Annotated in this window: 16 protein-coding genes; 10 read left to right on the plus strand and 6 right to left on the minus strand. The window is 69.6% G+C overall.

Annotated features, from left to right (window positions below; all coding sequences use genetic code 11):
* Positions 1–38 precede the first annotated feature (38 nt).
* Positions 39–533, plus strand: coding sequence for a hypothetical protein (locus ABZ321_RS21095; RefSeq protein WP_354893574.1), 495 nt, complete (start codon positions 39–41; stop codon positions 531–533).
* Between the two features lie 248 nt (positions 534–781).
* On the opposite strand, the gene ABZ321_RS21100 is transcribed toward ABZ321_RS21095, so the two are convergent.
* Positions 782–1,774, minus strand: coding sequence for a hypothetical protein (locus ABZ321_RS21100; RefSeq protein WP_354893577.1), 993 nt, complete (start codon positions 1,772–1,774; stop codon positions 782–784).
* A 380-nt stretch (positions 1,775–2,154) separates the two neighbouring features.
* On the opposite strand from ABZ321_RS21100, the gene ABZ321_RS21105 reads away from it, so the two are divergent.
* Positions 2,155–4,008, plus strand: a complete 1,854-nt coding sequence (locus ABZ321_RS21105) for a GAF domain-containing protein (RefSeq protein WP_354893580.1) — start codon at positions 2,155–2,157, stop codon at positions 4,006–4,008.
* An 861-nt stretch (positions 4,009–4,869) separates the two neighbouring features.
* On the opposite strand, the gene xylB is transcribed toward ABZ321_RS21105, so the two are convergent.
* From xylB to ABZ321_RS21125, 4 genes are all read right to left on the minus strand, one after another.
* A complete protein-coding gene (gene xylB, locus ABZ321_RS21110; protein ID WP_344515002.1) occupies positions 4,870–6,273 on the minus strand; it encodes a xylulokinase in 1,404 nt (467 codons plus the stop codon).
* Positions 6,274–6,530: 257 nt separating this feature from the next.
* Entirely contained in the window at positions 6,531–7,274 is a 744-nt protein-coding gene (locus ABZ321_RS21115; protein ID WP_354894117.1) for an alpha/beta hydrolase, read from the minus strand.
* A 97-nt stretch (positions 7,275–7,371) separates the two neighbouring features.
* On the minus strand, positions 7,372–7,941 hold the full coding sequence (locus ABZ321_RS21120; protein WP_354893584.1) for a DJ-1/PfpI family protein: 570 nt from the start codon (positions 7,939–7,941) through the stop codon (positions 7,372–7,374).
* 83 nt (positions 7,942–8,024) lie between these two features.
* Complete coding sequence (locus ABZ321_RS21125) at positions 8,025–8,846, minus strand: GntR family transcriptional regulator (RefSeq protein WP_354893587.1); 822 nt, start codon at positions 8,844–8,846, stop codon at positions 8,025–8,027.
* Between the two features lie 274 nt (positions 8,847–9,120).
* On the opposite strand from ABZ321_RS21125, the gene ABZ321_RS21130 reads away from it, so the two are divergent.
* The 8 genes from ABZ321_RS21130 (at position 9,121) to ABZ321_RS21165 (ending at position 17,669) form a co-directional block, all read left to right on the plus strand.
* Entirely contained in the window at positions 9,121–10,515 is a 1,395-nt protein-coding gene (locus ABZ321_RS21130; protein ID WP_354893590.1) for an extracellular solute-binding protein, read from the plus strand.
* Positions 10,512–11,474: a sugar ABC transporter permease gene (locus tag ABZ321_RS21135; RefSeq protein ID WP_354893593.1), complete on the plus strand. Its 963-nt coding sequence runs from the start codon at positions 10,512–10,514 to the stop codon at positions 11,472–11,474. Before ABZ321_RS21130 ends, ABZ321_RS21135 begins: the two co-directional genes overlap by 4 nt.
* The gene (locus ABZ321_RS21140) at positions 11,474–12,385 is read left to right on the plus strand and encodes a carbohydrate ABC transporter permease (protein WP_354893595.1); all 912 of its coding nucleotides are present in this window, start codon (positions 11,474–11,476) and stop codon (positions 12,383–12,385) included. The genes ABZ321_RS21135 and ABZ321_RS21140 overlap by 1 nt, the downstream gene beginning before the upstream one ends.
* Complete coding sequence (locus ABZ321_RS21145) at positions 12,385–13,452, plus strand: ABC transporter ATP-binding protein (RefSeq protein WP_354893598.1); 1,068 nt, start codon at positions 12,385–12,387, stop codon at positions 13,450–13,452. The genes ABZ321_RS21140 and ABZ321_RS21145 overlap by 1 nt, the downstream gene beginning before the upstream one ends.
* Positions 13,452–14,528, plus strand: coding sequence for an ABC transporter ATP-binding protein (locus ABZ321_RS21150; RefSeq protein ID WP_354893601.1), 1,077 nt, complete (start codon positions 13,452–13,454; stop codon positions 14,526–14,528). The genes ABZ321_RS21145 and ABZ321_RS21150 overlap by 1 nt, the downstream gene beginning before the upstream one ends.
* Positions 14,529–14,780: 252 nt before the next feature.
* Positions 14,781–16,241: an NAD-dependent succinate-semialdehyde dehydrogenase gene (locus ABZ321_RS21155; RefSeq protein ID WP_354893604.1), complete on the plus strand. Its 1,461-nt coding sequence runs from the start codon at positions 14,781–14,783 to the stop codon at positions 16,239–16,241.
* A 5-nt stretch (positions 16,242–16,246) separates the two neighbouring features.
* Positions 16,247–16,459: a hypothetical protein gene (locus ABZ321_RS21160; RefSeq protein ID WP_354893607.1), complete on the plus strand. Its 213-nt coding sequence runs from the start codon at positions 16,247–16,249 to the stop codon at positions 16,457–16,459.
* A 1-nt stretch (position 16,460) separates the two neighbouring features.
* A complete protein-coding gene (locus ABZ321_RS21165) occupies positions 16,461–17,669 on the plus strand; it encodes an iron-containing alcohol dehydrogenase (protein ID WP_354893610.1) in 1,209 nt (402 codons plus the stop codon).
* A gap of 163 nt (positions 17,670–17,832) precedes the next feature.
* Here ABZ321_RS21165 and ABZ321_RS21170 read toward each other — a convergent pair whose 3' ends face one another.
* Positions 17,833–20,139, minus strand: coding sequence for an MMPL family transporter (locus ABZ321_RS21170; protein ID WP_354893613.1), 2,307 nt, complete (start codon positions 20,137–20,139; stop codon positions 17,833–17,835).
* Between the last annotated feature and the right edge of the window lie 122 nt (positions 20,140–20,261).

Consider the following 20,261-nt stretch of genomic DNA (forward strand, 5'->3'; position numbering starts at 1 on the left):
TGACAGTGACGAAGGATATGAGGCCCAGGTCAACGGCGATGTCGCTCGACCTGGGCCGGCACCTCGGCTGGCTGTTCCGCCGGCCGCTGGCCCGCTGGCTCGACGAGACCCCCGAATCAATCGACGAAGATCTACGGAATGCGACGACGACCTGGGAAGACCTGGGGGTCGGTCACATTGTGCGGGCGCTCACCTGGGCGTTGACTGCCGGCGTGTGCTTCGTCGCGGGCATCGTCTCGATCACGGTCGAAGAGCTGGTGGCCGGTCACTCGAACCAACCGTCCGGCGCGATCCAGGTGGCGTTCGGCATCGCGATGCTCACCGGCATCCTGCACGGCGGGGCGGCCGTCCTCGCCGGTCGGGGTGGCCGGCTCAGCGAGCGCAGCCGTCCGCGCGGCCGGAAGGCCCGGCGCACCGACCCCGGGCCGGAAGGTCCGACCGGGGTGCGGCTGTGGCTGCTCCGCCCCGGCAATCGATACTTCCTGATCGCCGCGGCCTTCTTCGCGGTGGGCGTCGTGAGCCTCAGCACCTGAGTTGTGTGGCCTGCTCGAAAAGGCTGCCGCGGGTCCCTGGGGGAGCGACACCGCCAGCGAGAGACTCCCGGCGGCCCCTTCGCTGGCGCCGACCCGCGACATCATCGGATGAGCTACAGATCGGGTGGCCTCGGCCACCCGATCTGCTCTGACTGGCCGCATGACGGTGCGGCCGGTCAGCTCGCCGAGCTGGCGGTGCTGGGGACGGCGGCGCGGCGAGTGGTGCGAGTGGCCGAAGCGATGCGTGGTCAATGCATGCCTCCGATTCTGTCGATCACTACCGCCGGGCCGGGAGGATTTCTGCTGACGGATGCGCCGGCCGCGCTGGTCGGGGAGTCCAGCAGCCGCGCGGCGGCCACTGCGGTGTCGGCGCAGCGTAGTGTGTGGTGCACTGCGTCGGCGTAGTTGTCGTAGTGCGCGACGGCGTATCCAGTCGTCACGATCGCGATCCTGGCGTCGTCCGGAAGACGCGGCACAAGCACCGGTTCTAGCACCGCTCCGAGCGGCAACGCGCCAGGCCCGGCATCCAGCACGTCCAGCAGACCGTCCGGTGCGTCTGCCGTGTGCCGTAGGCCGAGGATCTCAGGGCCGCCGCATCGCAGTACCTGTACCGCGCCTGCCAGGTCCACACGCACGAATGTGGCCGCCGCGTACCCGTCAGGGGCATGCCGCCGGACCAGAGGTGTCAACAGAGCCGGCAGCTGCCACAACCCGGCACCGCCGCGACGCACGGCAGAGCGGAACGTCCGCTCCACCGTCCGTACGCATCGTCCCAGATCCGGCACGTCCCCCATCACCATGCCGATCAGCACCCACAATCCATCACCCGGCACGAACACGGCGGTCGCGAGTTCACCGGGCACCCGCGACACGGCCAGCATCACCGGCCGGTCGACGCTGCCGGTGCCCACGTCGACGACGGTCGGCACCGCTGCCCGGGACCAGCTGAGCCGGGTGCGTCGCCGCCGCCATGACAACACCGGAATGACGGCAAGATAGAGCGCGGACGTTGCTAGTGCCCCTCGGTCACCGCGGTGGCCCGGGACGATCGGTACCGCCACCGATAGCAGAATCAGCGCGCCGGCCCAGCCGGACATCAACGCCGCCACCCGTGGCCGGGACGCCATCCCGGCCACGCCAGGTACCAGCAACCACCCGATCGGAGCGGTCACCCCGACGGCGCCCATCACGATGGCGTTGCCGGTCACGGCGAACAACGCCGCCCGTGTCGATACCTTCACGAATCCTCACACCTACTCGGGCCGCATCGTCCGGCCAGCATGGTCGGTCGTGTCGCCGAACTGGGCGGACCCGAATCTGTTTGGACCGACGGCCTCACCCCGTACACCGTAGCCACGAACGTCCCGACGAGACAGCACAGGCCTCGTCTGACCGCGGGGCGACTGGACCGGATCCGCGCACAGTGATGTCAGTCCCCCGCCGTGAGGGGCAGGGACGGGGCGCCGCCGATGGCGGCGAAATGAGATCGGGGGTGGCGGGGGCGTCCTGGTGTGCGGGGTTTGCCGGGAGGGGTAGCCGCATCGCGATCCACCACCAGATCCGCTAGGAGGCGATCGTACCGATGCGCAGGCCTGCCAGATCCTCGTCGGTGCTCACCGCCGTGTTCGTGCTGGCGATCTGTGCCGCGCTCGGCACGATGCTCATCTCCTTCGACCAGCGACGGCGGGCCGAGCACACAGCCGAGGCCGAGGACCAGGCAAGATCCGCAGTGACAGCACTGGCGCTGCTCGTAACGGACGCCGAGGCAGCCCGGTGCGGTCTCGCGGCCACCGGCGACCAGCTGTTCCGCACGCGTCTGGCCAGCAGTCTGGACGTGATCCCGCGGCGGGAACGGGAACTGCAACGAAGCGTCACGCACGACCCCGTCAAAGTCATGCTGCTCCGACAGATCAACCTGTACCTCAACGAGTACCTCAGCAACTACCTGGCACCAGCACTGGCGACGAGCCGCTCCGGTGGTCCGGCCACCGTTTCGAACGCGATCATGCTGGCAGCGCGGCGACACGCCGACCTGATCGGATCGCGCCTGGACCGGCTGCTGGAACTGGTGAACCGGTCCACCGTCAGGGCCCGGGCGAGAGCCGAGACACACAGCAACATGGGCATCCTCGCCGGGGTCGTCCTGCCGTTGTTCTCGCTGGTCGCCCTGGTCCTGATGCGCCGCCACGCGACGGCGGTCGCGGGTTCGGTGCGCAACCTCGAGGCCGCCGCGGTCAAGATCGCCGACGGCGAGCTCACCATCCGGGTACCCGAGGACGGTCCCGCGGAGACCAGCCGATTCCAACACGCGTTCAACAACATGGTCAGCGCCCTGGCGCAGCATCGGCACACATTGAACGAGAAGATCGCCGAGCAGTCGGCGCTGCGCAGCGCGGGAACGCCGGCCGCAGGTGTCCAGACACCCCAAGCGGTGTTCGACGCGGTCACCGAGCAGGCCGGCATCCTCTTCCGCACCGACCTGGCCGACCTGCTGCACGTCGACCCTGACGGCACCGCGAGTGTCGTGGCGACGTGGAGCCACGCACAGTGGGATCTGCCCGCTGACGAACAGGTCCGCCTCGAGCCGGAGGGCATGGCCGCTCAGGTGCTTCGCTCCGGCCGTGCGGTCCGCCTCACCCACCCCGGTACCCCGGCACCCGCATGGCAGCGACCCGCCCGCTTCGGCCTGCAGGCCGCGATCGGTGTGCCGGTCATTGCCGCCGGCCGCGCCTGGGGCGTACTACGGCTCATGTCACGGCGCCCGGAGACACTGCCCGAGACCGTCACGTCCCGGGCCACGCCGTTCACCGACCTCGTCGCAGTCGCGGTCGCCGACCACCAAGCACGCACGGACTCCGCCGAGGCACGCACGCGAATCATGTTCGCCGCCGACGAGACCCGCCGCACGATCGAGCGGAAGCTGCACGACGGGCCGCAGCAGCGGTTGACGGCGTCGCTGTGGGCGTTGCAGACGCTGGACGCGCAGATACCGGCGAATCTCACCGAACTCCACGCCCAGGTATCCATGTTGACGGCCCGCATGAGCACAGCGTTGGACGACCTCGCGACCATCGCCCGCGACGTTCACCCGGCGATCCTCTCGCAGCGTGGCCTGCCATCGGCGATCCGATCATTGGCCCGCCGCACACCGGTCCCGGTCGAGACAACCCTCGATCTGCCCGCCCGACCCGACGAGCAGGTGGAGATCGGCATGTACCACATGGTTGCCGAAGCCCTTGCCCTCGCGAACAACCATCCACACACGACGCTGGTCAACATCGAGGCGTCCGTACGCAGCGGCCGGCTGCTGCTCCACATCGAGATGAACGGCATGCGGACCGGGGACGTCGCATCGGGCCCCGAACTGGTCAGAATCCGCGACCGCGTCGAAGCACTGGGTGGAGCGATGACCCTCGAAAGCAGCCCAGAGCGCGACATCCGGCTCTTCATCGACGTGCCAACGGCTACCCGCTGATGCCCGCATGCCCCGGCCGGCCCCGGCGGGCTGCTGCGCGGTGCGTGGCGCGCCGAAGGCGACCAGGACTGTGGATGGGGCGGTGCCTGGGGCCGGAGCGCCTGCGCCGAGGGCTGACATTGGTGCTGCGTCTGCGAGCTTGAACTGGGCTTGACCCGTTTTGACGGACAGGATCGTTGTGGTGGTTCAGGCTATCTCATCAACCCCGGCCGCCCGATCCCGAACCGGCCATGGATCTCACCAGGGCTGACCAACGACGTCCTGACGTCTGCCCCCACACTGGCCGCCGCCGAGCCGGGCCTGGCCGCCCGGCTCGACGGTGCCGTCCTCGTCGGACACAACGTGCGCGTGGACTGGCGCCTGCTGCACCAGCGGTGTCCCTCAATCACGCCGGCAGCGCTGCTGGACACCTACAAGCTGGCTCGGCACGTCATGACCGGCACCGACTACAGCCTCACCACGCTGCTCGCAGCGCTCGACCTCACCGCTGCGGTGCACGCTGCGGTGCCCAACGGCCAGCCCCACCGCGCTATGGGACACCGTCGGCACTGCTCTGCTGCTCGGCGCCCTTGTTCGGGTCGGCTGGCCAACCGATCCAGTCATGACGGATCTGGCGGCTGTGGCGAGCATCCCGTTGGACAGCGCGGGCGGTGCCCGCTCCGGCGACGAAGGTCAACTGTCGCTCTTCTGAGCCGTCACCGCCGTCTGTGTGCCGCGGCCAGCTCCGCCAGCGAACGGGGGTGAGGCGTCGGCGAAGGCACCGTGGGCGCGGTAGGCGTGGCGATCATGGTCAGCTCCTCACGATGGTGGTGGGTGTCGCGGGGCGGGGCCAGGCGCCGTCGAGGGCGCTCCGCGTTCGACCTACCGCGCTCGGTCCCGTTGCGTCAGCAGTCGTAGCGACCGTTGGCGGACGTCGACGTAGCGCTCATGCACCTCCGGGGTACCGGCGGTGGCTACCTCCTCGGCCTCGACAGGCCAGTGCGGCGGCTCGGCACCGCCGGACAGCGCCCAGGCCGCCTGACGTGCCGCGCCGAGCGCGACGTACTCGCCGGGGATCGGCACGCTCACCGGCGCGTTGAACAGTGCCGGCGCGACCGCCCGTACGGCGCGGGACTTGGCCGCGCCGCCGATCAGCAGTACCCGGTTGACCGGGGTGCCCTGGGCGCGGAGTGCGTCGAGGGCGTCGGCGAGGCCGCCGAGCATGCCCTCCACCGCGGCCCGCGCCAGGTTCGCCGGCGACGCGTTCGCCCGGGTCAGCCCGGCGAGCAGACCGCGCGCGTCGGGCAGGTTGGGGGTACGTTCCCCGTCCAGGTACGGCAGGAGCGTCAACCCGCCCGCGCCCGGCGGCGCCGAGAGCGCCAACTCGTCGAGCCCGGCCAGCGACCGGCCCAGCAGGTCGGCGACCGTGCTCAGCACCCGGGCGGCGTTGAGCGTGCACACCAGCGGCAGGAACCGGCCGGTCGCGTCGGCGTAGCCGGCCACCAGCCCGCTCGCGTCGGCGGTCGCAACCTCGCTCACCCCGAACGCGCATCCCGAGGTGCCCAGCGACACCACCACGTCGCCGGGGCGCAGGCCGACGCCGAGCGCCGCGCCCATCGTGTCACCGGTGCCGGCGGCGAGCACCGCGCCGGACGCGGTCTCGCCGACCGTCTCGGCGGGCCCAGCGACCCGGGGCACAGCCAGGTCCCGGCCGAAGGCGAGCCTCACCAGGTCCCGGCGGTACTCGCCGGTCGCCGGCGACCAGTACCCGGTGCCGGAGGCCTCGCCGCGGTCGGTCGTCGGCTCGCCCCCGTCCGCGCGCAGCCGGTGGGTGAGCCAGTCGTGCGGCAGCAGCACCGTGGTGGTCCGGGCCGCGAGCTCCGGCTCGGCGCGGGCGAACCAGCGCAGCTTGGTGACCGTGAAACTGGCCACCGGCACCAGCCCGACCGCGTCGGCCCACGCCTGCGGGCCGCCGAACTCGTCGGTGAGGTCGACCGCGGCGCGCGCCGAGCGGGTGTCGTTCCACAGCACAGCGGGACGCACCACTTCGCCGGCCTCGTCGAGGCAGATCATGCCCTGCTGCTGCCCGCCGACGCCGATCGCGGCGACACCGTCCAGCAGTCCGGCGCTGGCCTGCTCGTACGCGGCCCACCACAGGCGCGGATCGGCCTCGGTGCCGTCGGGGTGCGGCGCGCGGCCCTCGCGAAGCACCTCGCCGGTGTCCGCGTCGCACACCACGACCTTGGTCGACTGGGTCGACGTGTCGACCCCGGCAACCAGGGTCATCGCACGCCCCGCAGGTGTTCCATAGTGCCTCCGTCGTTCGCGGTTGAACCGACTTTACGCACACCAACCGGTTAGTTCAATACCCTTCCAAACCCCGGCCGGGCGCTGCCGATCCGAAAGATCAGGCACGGAAGACCACCCGACAGTGGCGCCGGCCGTGACGAACGGTGGCCTCAGTCCATGCCGGGCGAGCCCGTCGAGCATCTCGACGGCGAGGATCCACTTCGGACATGACCACCACCCCAAGCCGAAGGTCTTCAGTGGCCTTGTCCCCGGCGAAGGAAGCACGACACGAGTCGCCTGAAGTCGTGCGGGTGCTCGATCGCCGGCACGTGCCCGCATCGCCCGAACACGTGCAGACGGGCATCGGCCAGATGTTCGAGCAGGGGCAGGGCTGCCGTCCCGATCGGGGTGACTCGGTCCTCCGCGCCGTGGACGAGTAGCACGGGCGCGCGGACCCCTGCCAGCGTTTGCGCCGGGAGGGCGAGCTCGTCGGCCCAACGTGCCCTGGGTGGAGGGAACAACGACGCGAATGCGGCCGCCCCCGCTCGCATCGCGGCTGCACGGGCGTCGACTGCCGACTCGGTCACGAGCGCTTGGTCGTAAACGAGGCGACTCAACATGTCTCGTGCCCCGAGCGGGCCGGCGGGGGCGGCCCAGACCGCGTCGAGTTCGGCGGACAGCGGCGCCCCAGGGGCACCCATCGTCGAGACCGCCACGACATGGGTGACCCGCTGGGGACGCGCGGCCGCCAGCGCCAGCGCCACGGCACCGCCCATGGAGTGACCCACCACGGCGTAGTGCTCGACACCGAGCGCATCCATCAGGCCCGCGGCCTGCTCCGTCCACAGCCGGAGCCCGCCCCTGGAGCCCGCCGGGATTGGTGTACGGCCGAACCCCGCCTGGTCAGGAGCCACCAGGTGCCAGGACGTGCCCAGCGCCTGCGCCGTCGTTGCCCAGGCGCCGGACCCGGTCGTGCCGGGTCCGGAGCCGTGCAGCATCAGCACCGCGGGCCCCGTGCCGCTCTCCAGGATGTGGACGGGGGAGCCGTCGACCGTGACGGTCCGAAGTGCCGTCACCGGGGCAGGTCAGGGGTGCTCATGCCGATGCGGAGCTGATGGACTTCGAAAAGACCTCCATCATCGCCCTGCCGAATTGCGGCATGTCGGGCCACCCCCGGCAGGAGACGAGGTTGCCGTCCACGACGTCGGGAGCATCGATGACCGTCGCGCCCGCGTTCTCCATGTCGCCGGTGATGGGGGGAAAGCACGCCGTCTTTCGCCCCTTCAGCAGCCCGTACACCGCCGGCACCTGCGCGCCGTGGCACACCAGCGCGATCGGCAGGTTGCGCGCGAAGAAGTGCTCGGTGATGCGCCTGACGTCGGCGTCGACCCGGATCCACTCGGGGGCGCGGCCGCCGGGAATGATGAGGGCGTCGTAGCGCTCGACGTCGACCTCGGACCAGGGCACGTCGACCGGCAGCTTCCGGCCGTTCTTCTCCACGTAGGCGTCGGAGTTGGGGTCGAACTCGTGGATGACCAACTGCACGTCGCGCATCGTCCGTGACGAGACGTCGACGTCCCAGCCGCCCTCCTGCACGCGGTAGTAGGGATACATGGTGTCGAGCTCTTCGGCGGCGTCGCCGGTCAGGAGCAGTGCTCTGGGCACCTGCTTCTCCTCACATCTGGGGGTCAGGCAATCCAATACGATCCGATCCGATTGAGTCAGCATTCCCGGGGCCGGTCCGCCCGTCAAGCCTCTGCCGCCGCCCCTTCCGCTGCCTCCGCCTCGTCGAACAACCGCCGGAACCGCTCGCCGGAGCGCAGGATGTGCCGGCGCATGGCGTAGGCGGCGGCGTCGGGGTCGCGTGCGGCGACCGCGGCCACGATCTCCTCGTGCTCGGCCATGGCCAGGTGCGTGACCTGGATGTCGCGGTGCAGCCGGAACAGGTGCACGTGCGTGTGCAGGCGGGCCAGCGCCTCGCGGATGACCTGGTTCTCCGCGCTCAGGGCGATGAGATCGTGGAACGCGGCGTCGCGCAGCCCGAAGGCGCCGTAGGCCATGGGCCCGTCGTTCCGCTCCAGCTCCGCCATCTCCTGCAGCATTCCCCGCAGGCCGGCCACCTGCTCCGGGGATGCGCGTTCGGCGGATCTGCGCGCCGCCGCCGGCTCCAGGAGCAGGCGGATCTCGAGCATGTCCTCGAACCGCCGACGGGTGATCTGCGGTGGAATGCGATAGCCGGCGTGCGGCACCCGCACGACCAGACCCTCGGCCTCCATGCGGTTCAGCGCGTCGCGGATCGGCGTCTGCGAGACCCCCAGCTCCCGTGCCAGGACGTCGATCGTGACGCGGGAGCCGGGCTCGATCCGTAGCGACATCAGCTGTCCGAGCAGCGTGTCGTACACCTCGTCGGCGAGCCGGCCGCGAGATCTTCCCGGCGGCACCGCGCCCGTCATGGCCCCGTGGTCCCAAGCGATCGTCGCTTCGTCGTCCATCGTGACGTGAGGCCCCCTTCTTGCGTCTTCGCGAACCTGTTGACATCGATCGCAGCGCTGCTGCATGCTGACGCGCACTCAGATCGTATAGGAAACGTGAGGATGCGAGTCATCTTGCACCCTCGCGGACCCGCCCGCCAGCACACCACTTCGACCACCTGAGGCTCCCACGAGCCTGCCCGGCGTCCCGCTCGGCCCACCACCACCGGCGTGCGGCAAGGCCCGGCGACGGCCCGGCGATACGTCTGAACACCCTGCACCTGCTCGGCGAAGCACGCAGCAACGCTCCCGAAGTCCCCACCCAGAAAGCAGGCAGAGGATGCGGAATTTCCAGCGAACAGGACGACTGTCCGTGCCCGGACGGAAGGCGCGGCTCGCGGCGGCGGCCCTGCTGCTGGCCACGACCATGGCGGCATGCGGCGACGACGACGGCGGCGCGAAGGCGGGCGCCCCCAAGGCGCCGGCGAGCATCCCGGCGCTCACCCAGGACCCGCTGACCCTCAGCTTCATCTGGTTCGACTGGCCCCCCGCCCATGCGCTGGAAGACTTCGCGAATGCCGAGTACAAGAAGGAGCGGCCGAACGTCACCATCAAGGTCAACACCGTGCCGAACGCGAACTGGCACGACGCGATGTTCACCCAGTTCGCCGCGCGCAAGACCGACTTCGACATCGCGATCCTGGACTCGCAACACATCGGCGAGGCCGTGACGAACGGCAACATCCTCGACATCACCGACTTCGTCAACAAGAACATCGACGTCAAGGCCTACAACCCGTACCTCCTGGCGGCCTACGGCCAGTTCCCCCAGGCGGAGACCGGCAAGCGCGACGAGAACGCCAGCCTGTACGGCCTGCCGCTGCTCGGCGACACGTGGACGATGATCTACCGCAAGGACCTGATCGGCGACAAGCCGCCGCAGACCTGGGACCAGATGATCTCGGCTGCCGAGAAGTGCCAGGCGGACAACCCCGGTGTCAGCGGGCTGGCGTTCCACCAGGCCAACGGCTCCGACGCCGCGGCCGTCACGTACAACACGGTCAACGGCGTCTACGGCGGCAACCTCTGGAACGCCAAGGATCGCAAGATCGAGGGCGTCCTCAACGACCAGGCGGGGCAGGAGGCGATGGACGTCCTGGTCAACAAGATGAAGCCGTTGACCGCCAAGGGTTCCGGGAACTGGTTCATCGACGAGGTGAACGCGTCGGTCGCCCAGGGCAAGGCGTGCATCGCGTTCCAGTGGATCGCCGCGAGCGGCGGCCTGCTCGACCCGAAGCAGTCGACGCTCGGCACCACGCGGGAGCAGATCCTCACCAAGCTGGGCTTCGCCACCCTGCCGGCGCAGAAGACGAACCTGGTGCCGCTCGGCGGCATGGGGATGCACATCTCGGCGTACGCCGCCAAGCCGAACCAGGCGGAGGCCCTGAACTTCATGAAGTGGTTCGAGCAGGCCGACATCCAGAAGAAGTGGGCCGCGGCCGGTGGCGTGCCGGCGCGTACGGACGCGCTGCAGTCACCGGAGTTCCTCAACGCCTCGCCGTTCAACCAGGTGTACGCGGACTCGGTGCCGCGGATGCGGGACATGTGGAATGTGCCCGAGTACGCGCGCCTCGTCGACATCGAGAACACCAACGTGAACGCGGCGCTCAACGGCGCGAAGCAGCCGAAGGACGCGCTCAACGACATCGCCAAGGAGCAGCAGAAGGTGCTCGACTCCAGCAACCGCAAGGGCGGCGGCGGGCTGTGAGTGACCCCGTCCCGCTGAAGACCGACGACTCCGGGCAGGTGGCGTCCGCGACGCCGCCTGCCCTGGGCCGGTCCCGCCGCCGGTCCCGCCGCTTGAGCGACCGCGGGCTCGCCGTGGTCTTCACCTCACCCGCGTTGCTGCTGCTGCTCGGCATGTCGGTGTTCCCGTTGCTGTGGACGTTGTACCTGTCCTTCACCGACTACTCGGCCACCCGCGGGGGGCCCGCCGAGTTCGTCGGGTTCGGCAACTACACCGCCATCCTGACGTCGCCGCAGGTCCACCAGCGAACCCTGACGACGCTGATCTTCGTTGCCGGCGCGGTCGCCCTGCAGACCGTGCTCGGCTTCACCATCGCCTATCTGATCTCCCGGCGTACGCGCGGGCGAGGAGTGCTGACCACGCTGTTCCTGGTGCCGATGATGCTGTCGCCGGTCGTGGTCGGGCTGTTCTGGCGGTTCATGCTCGACGCGCAGTTCGGCGTGGTCAACAGCATGCTCGGCTCGCTCGGCCTGGGGCAGGTGGAGTGGCTCACCCGGCAGCGGACGGCATTGCTCTCCCTGATCGTGGTCGACACTTGGCAGTGGACCCCGTTCATCATGCTCATCGCACTCGCGGGCCTCACCGCGGTCCCCAAATACTTGTACGAGGCCGCCTCGATCGACCGGGCGTCCGAGTGGTTCCGGTTCCGCACCATCACGCTTCCGCTGGTGTGGCCGCTGCTGCTCATCGCCGTGCTGTTCAGGGCCATCGAGGCATTCCGGCAGTTCGACCTCGTCTACATCCTCACCAGCGGAGGTCCGGGGGTGTCCACCGAGACGTTGTCGTTCCACGTCTACAAGGTCGCGTTCCTGGGCTTCAACACCGGCACCGCCTCGGCGTACGGGATCCTCATGGTCCTCGTCGTCATCGTCCTCACGCAGTTCTACCTGCGCTACTTGAACAAGCTCAAGGAGGACTGATGGCCGTCTCCGTCGACGACGCCGTGTCCACAGGTCCTGTCCGGGATCACACGCCACCCACGCGCCGCCTCGGCGGTCGGGGCCGCACCGTGCTGGAGGTCGCGCTGCTGACCGTGCTGGCCGTCGTCATGCTCTTTCCGGTGCTGTGGATGATCGAGACGTCCATCAAGGAGAACCGGGACGTCTACGCCGTCCCGGCCAAGTTCTTCGGCTTCACCGTCACCATGGACCATTTCAAGGACGTGTTGGTCTCCTCCGGCGGCGGTCGCGCGGGCCTGTCGGTCTCGTTCCTCAACTCCGTCGTGGTCGCCGGGGTCTCCACGGCGCTGGCCACCGTGCTGGGGGTCCCGGCGGCCTGGGCCTACTCACGCTTCGCCCTGAAGGCCAAGAAGGACCAACTGTTCTTCATCCTGTCCACCCGCTTCATGCCGCCCGTGGTGGTCGTGATCCCGATCTTCCTCATGTACCGCCAGGTCGGGCTCATCAACACCCAGCTCGGCCTGATCCTCATCTACACCGCGTTCAACGTCCCGTTCACGATCTGGATGATGAAGGGGTTCGTCGACGAGGTGCCCGCGGAGTACGAGGACGCCGCCATGCTCGACGGCTACACCCGCTTGCAGGCGTTCCGCAAATTCACCCTGCCGCTGCTCGTGCCCGGCATCGCCGCGACGGCGGTCTTCGCACTCATCTTCTCCTGGAACGAGTTCGTGTTCGCGATCTTCCTCACCTCCAGTGACGACGTGCGGACGGCCCCACCCGCCATCGCCGGACTCATCGGTGGCACCACTGTGGACTGGGGTCTCGTGGCCGCCGCCTCCGTGGTGTTCGCCCTACCGGTGCTCGTCTTCGCCTACCTGGTGCGCAAGCACCTCATCGCCGGTGTGACGCTCGGGGCGGTGCGACGCTGATGGCGGGCATCGAGGTAACCGCCCTGCACAAGCGCTACCCGGACGGGACGGTCGCGGTTGATCACGTGGATCTGTCCATCGGCGACGGCGAGCTGTTCGTGATGCTCGGCCCTTCGGGTTGCGGCAAGACGACCACGCTGCGGGCCATCGCCGGCCTGGAGAGGCAGACGACGGGCGACATCCGCATCGGCGACACGCTGGTCAACGACCTGCCGCCCGCCGAGCGCGACATCGCCATGGTGTTCCAGTTCTACGCTCTCTACCCGCATCTGAGGACCCGCGACAACCTGGCGTTCCCACTGCGGGCCGAGGGACTGCCCGAGCCGGAGGTGCGCGAGCGGGTCGAGGAGGCCGCCAGGCTGATGCGCCTCGGTCCACTCATGGACCGGCGACCGCGCCGGCTGTCCGGCGGGGAGCAGCAGCGCGTCGCGCTTGCTCGCGCCCTGGTACGGCGGCCGCGCGCATTCCTCATGGACGAACCGCTCACCAATCTGGACGCGGAGCTGAGGGCGGACATGCGCACAGAGATCAAGCACCTGCAGGGGCAGCTGGGCACGACGATGGTCTACGTCACCCACGACCAGGTCGAGGCGATGTCGCTCGGTCACCGCATCGCCATCCTCAACAAGGGCCGCGTCGAGCAGATCGGCACGCCGCTGGAGGTCTACGACCGTCCGGCGAGTCTGTTCTGCGCCGCGTTCATCGGTTCCCCGCCGATGAACCTGATCGAGGTGGAGGTGGCCGACGGGATGCTGCGCGGTCAGGGCGGACTGGTCCTCACGCCACCGCCGGGCCTGCCGCGCGACCGTTCCCTGGTCGCGGGCGTCCGGCCGGAGGCGCTGGAAGTCACGGCACCAGGCGCGGAACGTTCGGTCCCGGCCCGCGTGGTCGCGGCGGAAGGATTGGGCGACGAGATCATCTACGTGATCGACCACGGCGGCGAGCGCGACGTACGGGTCCGGATGCCACCGACCATCCGTTTCGCCGTTGACGCACCGGTCGGGCTGCGGCACTCCGGCGGGACCCCGACGGTCTACGACGTGCGCACGGAAGAGCTGGTGGCCTGATGGGAACCGTGGCAGCGCACGGGCTGCGCAAGTCCTTCGGTGAAGTCCAGGCCCTGGACGGGGTGACGCTGGACGTCCCGGACGGCTCGTTCTTCGTCGTGCTCGGGCCCTCCGGGGCAGGCAAGACGACGACCCTGCGAGCGATCGCCGGCCTGGAGAAGCTTGACGCCGGGTCGGTGCATCTGGACGGCAGGGACGCGACCGGTGACGAACCGGCCGCACGCGACCTGGCCATGGTCTTCCAGAACTACGCCCTCTACCCGCGACACACGGTGTACGAGAACATCGCTTCGCCGCTGCGGGCACGCCGCCGCGCTGCCGGCGAGATCGCCGCTGCCGTCGAGCAGGTGTCGGGTCTGCTGCACATCGAACGTCTGCTGCAGCGCCGTCCCGCGCAGTTGTCGGGCGGTGAGATGCAGCGTGTCGCCCTGGCCCGGGCGCTGGTCCGTCGCCCGCGCGCGTTTCTCATGGACGAGCCGCTGACGAACCTCGACCTCAAGCTCCGCGTCGAGATGCGCACCGAACTCACCCGCATCCACCGCAGCCTCGGGGCGACCTTCGTCTACGTGACCAACGACCAGGTCGAGGCCCTGTCCATGGCCGACCAGGTCGCGGTCCTCAAGGAGGGGACGGTGCAACAGGTCGGAACGCCGACCGAGGTGTACGAGCGGCCGGCCAACCAGTGGGTCGCGGGCTTCGTCGGGAGCCCGCGGATCAGCCTGCTCGCCTGCCACGCCGAGGGAGATCGTCTGGTCGGGGCGGACGGTTGGACGCTGCCGCGGCCCCGCTGGACCACGGCTGAGGACGGTCGTCAGCTGCTGTTGGGCGTACGCGCGGAGGACCTGTCCGTCGAGCGGCGTGGGGACGCGTCGTTGGAGGGTGAGCTCTACGGGCTTGAGCCGCTCGGTGACCGAACGGTGGTCGACGTCCGAGTGGGGACGGAGATCCTCAAGGTCAAGGCACGACCCACCGTCACCGGTACGCCGGGCGAGCGGCTGCTCGTCACGGTCGACCTGGACCGTGCGCACCTGTTCGATGCGGACACCGGGCTGGCGCTGTCCGAGGCCGGGAGGTAACCGCGTAGAGCGGCGACGTCACCATGCGCCCGTACGTGGCAATCGAGCCCGGCGGACCGCGTCCCCGGTGAGCACGGCCTGATGACGCGAAGCGGCCATGGCCCGAGCAAGCGATCGGTGGCGCGGGGCGTCGCCGTGCGCCCTGGGCAACGGCCACGGTCGACCCGCCCGGCAACCCGTTCGTCAACGCGCGTGGCGCGAACGCTGAGCTCGCGCTGGACATCACCAAAGAACATCACAGGAGGCGGCGCAATGAGTGACCCGATGTACGTCCTGGCCCCCGAGTACCGGCGGCTCCGGATCGGCGACGCCTGGCGCGACGCCGCCGGCGGAGCCACCTTCGCCGTCGAGGACCCGGCCACCGGCAAGACCATCGCCGAGGTGGCGGACGCCGACGTCGTCGACGGGCTCGCCGCTCTGGACGCGGCGAGCACGGCGATGGCGGAGTGGGCGGCGACCCCGCCGCGGAAACGGTCGGAGTTGTTGACCGCGACGTACCGGGCACTGACCGAGCGGTCCGAGGAGGTCGCCCGGCTCATCACGCTCGAGATGGGCAAGACGCTCGCCGAGGCTCGGGGCGAGGTGGCCTACGGCGCCGAGTTCTTCCGTTGGTTCGCCGAGGAGGCGGTGCGCGTCGAGGGGCGCTACAACACCGCTCCGGCCGGTGGATATCGCATCCTCACCGTGCCGAAGCCGGTCGGACCGTGCGTCTTCGTGACGCCCTGGAACTTCCCGTTGGCCATGGGTGCCCGCAAGATCGCTCCCGCGCTGGCGGCGGGCTGCACGACGATCACCAAGCCAGCGGCCCAGACACCACTCACCATGCTGTTCCTGGCCCGCATCATGGAGGAGGTCGGCGTTCCCCCGGGCGTCGTCAACGTGGTGACCACCAAGCGTGCCGGCGAGGTGGTCTCAGCACTGCTGGCCGACCGCCGGACCCGCAAGCTCTCGTTCACCGGGTCGACCGAGGTCGGGCGCGTGCTGCTGCGACAGGCGGCGGACAACGTGCTGCGCACCTCCATGGAGCTGGGCGGTAACGCGGCCTTGATCGTGTGTGCCGATGCGGACCTGGACGTCGCGGTCGACGGTGCCATGGTGGCCAAGATGCGCAACATCGGGGAGTCCTGCATCGCGGCCAACCGGATCTACGTCGAGGAGCCGGTGCACGAGGAGTTCACGGCGCGCTTCGCCGAGCGGATGGGCGCGCTGTCGGTGGGCCATGGTCTCGACGACGGCGTGGACGTCGGGGCGTTGATCGACGAGGCCTCGGTCACCAAGATCGACGAGCTCGTCGCCGACGCGGTCGATCGCGGCGCCCGTGTCCTGGTGGGCGGCGAGCGTCCGCATGGGCCGGGCCACTTCTACCCGCCTACGGTCCTCGTCGACGTGCCCGAAGACGCGCGGATGCTGGAGGCGGAGATCTTCGGCCCGGTGGCGCCGATCATGTCGTTCACGTCCGACGACGAGGTGATGGCGAAGGCCAACGACACCGAATACGGCCTGGTCGGATACGTCTTCACCCGTGACCTCCAGCGGGCGCTCCGGTTCACCGAGGGGCTACAGACGGGGATGCTCGGCATCAACCGTGGTCTGATCTCGGACCCGTCAGCTCCGTTCGGAGGCGTGAAGCAGTCCGGGATCGGCAAGGAGGGGTCGCACGAGGGCATCCTCGAGTACCTCGACGTCACCTACGCGGCGATCGACCTACCGTGACCGGCTTGCTGATCCGGGTGTCCGCCGAGGATCACCGCGCCCTGTGCAACATCTTCATCGCGACGGACCCGAGGGCGCCCGGGCGCAACCGACTCCGGCAGCCCGGCGCGCGCGCCCGCGCCACCCGGGCGGCCAACCTTGCCCACGCCGTCCCGGTCTCGCAGGTGACCTGGACGTCCGCCCAGCACATCGCCGCCGACGTTCCAGAGAGGCACTGACATGCTTGAGACCGTCCGCGGACCACGCCAGCTGATAGTGGGCGAAGGGGTCGCGCAGAACATCCCGCGAGTGGTGGCCGAGTGTGGCTCGCGAGTCCTCATCGTGACCGACCGGATTCTTCTGGGGCAGCCGGGTGTGGCCGAGATCGTGGCCGCCGTGCGGGAGAAGGTCAAGGTCGTCGCGGTGTTCGCCGACGCGACTCCGGACGTGCCACTCGCCGATGTCGCCCTGGCCGTCTCGGTCGCCGCAGAGGTGGACGCCGACGTGATCCTCGCCATCGGGGGTGGCACGGTGATCGACCTTGCCAAAATCGTCGGCGTCATCCGGCGCCACGGTGGGACGCCGCGCGACTTCTACGGCGAGTCGAAGGTGCCGGGGCCGACGATTCCTCTCGTCGCGGTCCCGACGACGTCAGGCACCGGCTCGGAGCTCACGCCGGTCTCGGTGTTGACCGACCCGGACCGCGAGCTGAAGGTGGGGGTCTCCAGCGTCCACATCGTGCCCGACTTCGCCATCGTGGACCCCGAGCTCACCTACACCTGCCCTGCGACCGTCACCGCCCACTCCGGCATCGACGCGTTTTGTCACGCGGTGGAGAGCTTCACCGCGCGACCCCGGGCCCACGGACCGCGCGACCCGGTGGAGCAGGTCTTCCTCGGCCGCAACCCGATCACAGATCACTATGCGCTCCTGGCCGCGGAGCGGATCGCCCGCAGCTTGCGCCGTGCCGTCAGGGACGGAGGCGACACGGACGCGCGCGCAGACATGTCCTATGGGTCCATGCTCGCCGGGCTCGCGTTTTCCCACGCAGGCAACGCGGCCCCGCACGCTTTCCAGTACCTCATCGGCGCAGCCACCCACACGCCGCACGGCCTGGGCGTCGGGCTGCTGCTGCCCTACGCGCTGGACGCCGCCAGGGATGCCATCGGCGACCGGTTGACCATCCTCGCCGGGGCGTGCGGGCTCGACGTGACCGACGCCTCGGATGCCGAGGGCGCAGATACGTTCCTCACCTGGCTCGACGGGCTCCTTGCCGACATCGGCATCCCTGCCACCTTGGCGGACATCGGCGTGGCACGCGCCGACCTCCCGCGCTTCGCGGAGATGGCCGGTGGCATCACCCGCTTGATCCAGAACCATCCAGGCCCGACCGACACCGCCAGCCTGACCGCGATCCTCGAAGCGGCCTGGACCGGGGACCGGACCTGATACGTCCTGACTCCGAGCAGAAGACAGTGACGGGCCTTTCACATGACGACGAGTCTCTGTCCCACACTGGGTATCGGAATGGTCGGTCACGCCTTCATGGGAGCCGCCCACTCCCAGGCCTGGCGCACGGCCGGCCCGGTCCTCGACCTACCGCTGTCGCCGCTCATAGTCGCGCTCGGCGGGCGTGAGGCGGCGACGGCGGGCCGTGCTGCGGCGAGGTCGGGGGTGTGTCGGTGGTCCGGGTGCGCGAAAGGGTGGAGGGCCACCAGTTGTATCGGCCGAGCAGGACGGCTGAGGCGGGCACCAGGAGGGTGCGGACGAAGAAGGTGTCGAGCACGACGGCGAATGCGACGGTGTAGCCGAGTTGGTGGGCTTGGGTGTTGTTGCCGGCGATGGCCAGGACGGTGAAGGTGCCGGCGAGGATGAGTCCGGCGGCGGTGATGGTGCCACCGGTGCGGGCGACGGCTCGGGTTAGTGCCTCGTGGAGCGGGTATCGGTGGGCTTCTTCACGGACGCGGGCCATGAGCAGGATGTTGTAGTCCTCTCCGAGGGCCATGGCGAAGATGAACAGCAGGATCGGGATGATGAAGTTCAGGCCGTCGCTGTGTCCGTGGTGGACGAACACGATGCTGGCGAACCCGAGGGCAGCTAGGTAGGACAGGCCGACGGTGACGATCAGATAGATCGGCGCGATGAGGCTGCGTAGTAGGACGGCCAGCAGTATGGCGATGACCAGTAGCACGATCGGTATCAGGCGGGCCAAGTCGTTGGTGGAGGTGGTGTAGATGTCGTAGGCGGTCGCGTCGACTCCGGCGACGCCGCTGTCGGTGGCGGCCACGGCGGTGGCGATGTCGGCCACGGTGGTGCGCAGGGTGGGGATGGCATCGATCGCGGCGCGGCTGCCGGCGGGTCCGGCTGCGGGGATGGCGTCGAAGCGTGCGGTGCGCCCGTCGGGGCTGATGAATTGTGCGGTGGCCCGGTATGTCTGGTACAGGCTGGGTGTGATGCCGGCCGGGGGTGTCGGCGGCAGGCTGCCGGTGGGGCCCAGGCTGGCGTACAGGCGGGTGATGTCGGCTGCGGTGACGGTGGTGCCGTTGGGGTTGAGCGGGCCGGTCAGGGCGCTGACCGGGGCGGCCGTCAACAGTCGTTGGTGGGCTTGTTGCAGCGCGTCGGGGTTGTGCCAGACCGGGTCGGCGAACCGGAATAGCAGTATTTCGCCGTTGCTGGTGGGGCTGGGAAAGTGGATGGCCACCACGGCGCTGCCGGCGGCGGAGTCGCTGGCCGTGGCGGGGCTGCTGGACGTGAAACCGCTGGTGGTGAATCCGTTCAAGCCGGCAGTGAGGCCACCGAAGAGCAGTACCCCGGCGACGAGGACGGGGATCGGGCGTCGGATCGCACCGGCGGCGATGCGGCCCCACATCCCGATGCTCTGCTGGCCCGCGGCGGGGCGGGTGGGCCAGAACAGTGCCCGCCCGGCGATCGCCAGCAGCGCCGGCAGCAGCGTCAATGCGGCCAGCAGCATCACGGCCAGGGCGATGGCCAAGCCTGGGCCGAGGCCGCGGTACAGGCCGAAGGAGGCGGCGGCCAGACAGGCCAGCGCGGCGATCACGGTGATGGCCGAGAAGGTGATCGACTCCCCGACCCGGCCCATCGCCGCGATCAGGGCCTCGCGGGGTTGCCGGCCGCTGCGGATCTCCTCGCGCATCCGGAAGACCAGGAACAGGCCGTAGTCGGTGCCGGCGCCGAGCAGCAGCACCACCAGCAGTTGCTGGATGGCCGGTGACACCGGCAGTCCGGCCTGCCCGGCCTGACCGATCACGGGCCCGGCCAGCAGCAGCGCCAGCACTGGTGGGATCAGCGTGACGAGTGGTGCGAGCAGTGAGCGGTACACGACGAACAGGAGCACGATCACGAACAGCAGGGTGAATTTGCGAATGTTGTCGCCGGTCTGCGTGGACGCGGTATCCGCGTCGGCGGTCTGCGCCAGCGGGCCGGTCAGGTGAAACGTCAGCCCGGCCGGTGCGGAGGCGGCGGAGAAGGTGTCGCGTACCGCGGTGACCAGCCGGGCGTTGGGCGCGTTGCCTGGTCCGTTGGGGACGGTCACGATCAAAGCTCGGTGGGCCTGCCCGTCGGCCGAGGTGCCCTGATCGCGAACCGAGGTCACATCCGTGATGGTCGCGGCGGCCAGCAGCACCCGCGAGAACGCAGCGTCGTCGGCTGCGGTGAGCGGCCCGTCCGCGCGGGACGCGACGATGATCGCGGTCGCGGCCGGGCTGGCCCCCTGAAATGGTGCCGCCAGGTCGGCGGCCTGTCGGCTCGGCGCGCTGGCCGACAGGAACTGGGCGTTGTTCGTCTGGATGACGCTGGACAGGCTCGGCAGCCCCACCACCGCACCGGCGACCCCGGCCACCCATGCCACCACGATCAGCCAGCGAAACCGGACAGCGAACCGCGCCAACGCCTCGAACATGACAAAATTCCTCACCGATGCCTGACGTATTATCTAAACGGTCCGTCTGGTAATACCGTCGCGGCACAGATTATCCAGACGCTTGCGTTTAGTAAAGAGTGGCAGGGTGGAGAAGGGGCGAC

This window comes from Dactylosporangium sp. NPDC006015, from assembly GCF_040614215.1.
Classification (GTDB): Bacteria; Actinomycetota; Actinomycetes; order Mycobacteriales; family Micromonosporaceae; genus Dactylosporangium; species Dactylosporangium maewongense.

Coding starts and splice junctions, on each gene's coding strand:
- ABZ321_RS21095 (WP_354893574.1), top strand. CDS start 39: ATGTCGCTCGACCTGGGCCGGCACCTCGGCTGGCTGTTCCGCCGGCCG.
- xylB (WP_344515002.1), bottom strand. CDS start 6,273: ATGACCCTGGTTGCCGGGGTCGACACGTCGACCCAGTCGACCAAGGTC.
- ABZ321_RS21115 (WP_354894117.1), bottom strand. CDS start 7,274: ATGCTGCACGGCTCCGGACCCGGCACGACCGGGTCCGGCGCCTGGGCA.
- ABZ321_RS21140 (WP_354893595.1), top strand. CDS start 11,474: ATGGCCGTCTCCGTCGACGACGCCGTGTCCACAGGTCCTGTCCGGGAT.
- ABZ321_RS21145 (WP_354893598.1), top strand. CDS start 12,385: ATGGCGGGCATCGAGGTAACCGCCCTGCACAAGCGCTACCCGGACGGG.
- ABZ321_RS21150 (WP_354893601.1), top strand. CDS start 13,452: ATGGGAACCGTGGCAGCGCACGGGCTGCGCAAGTCCTTCGGTGAAGTC.
- ABZ321_RS21155 (WP_354893604.1), top strand. CDS start 14,781: ATGAGTGACCCGATGTACGTCCTGGCCCCCGAGTACCGGCGGCTCCGG.
- ABZ321_RS21165 (WP_354893610.1), top strand. CDS start 16,461: ATGCTTGAGACCGTCCGCGGACCACGCCAGCTGATAGTGGGCGAAGGG.
- ABZ321_RS21170 (WP_354893613.1), bottom strand. CDS start 20,139: ATGTTCGAGGCGTTGGCGCGGTTCGCTGTCCGGTTTCGCTGGCTGATC.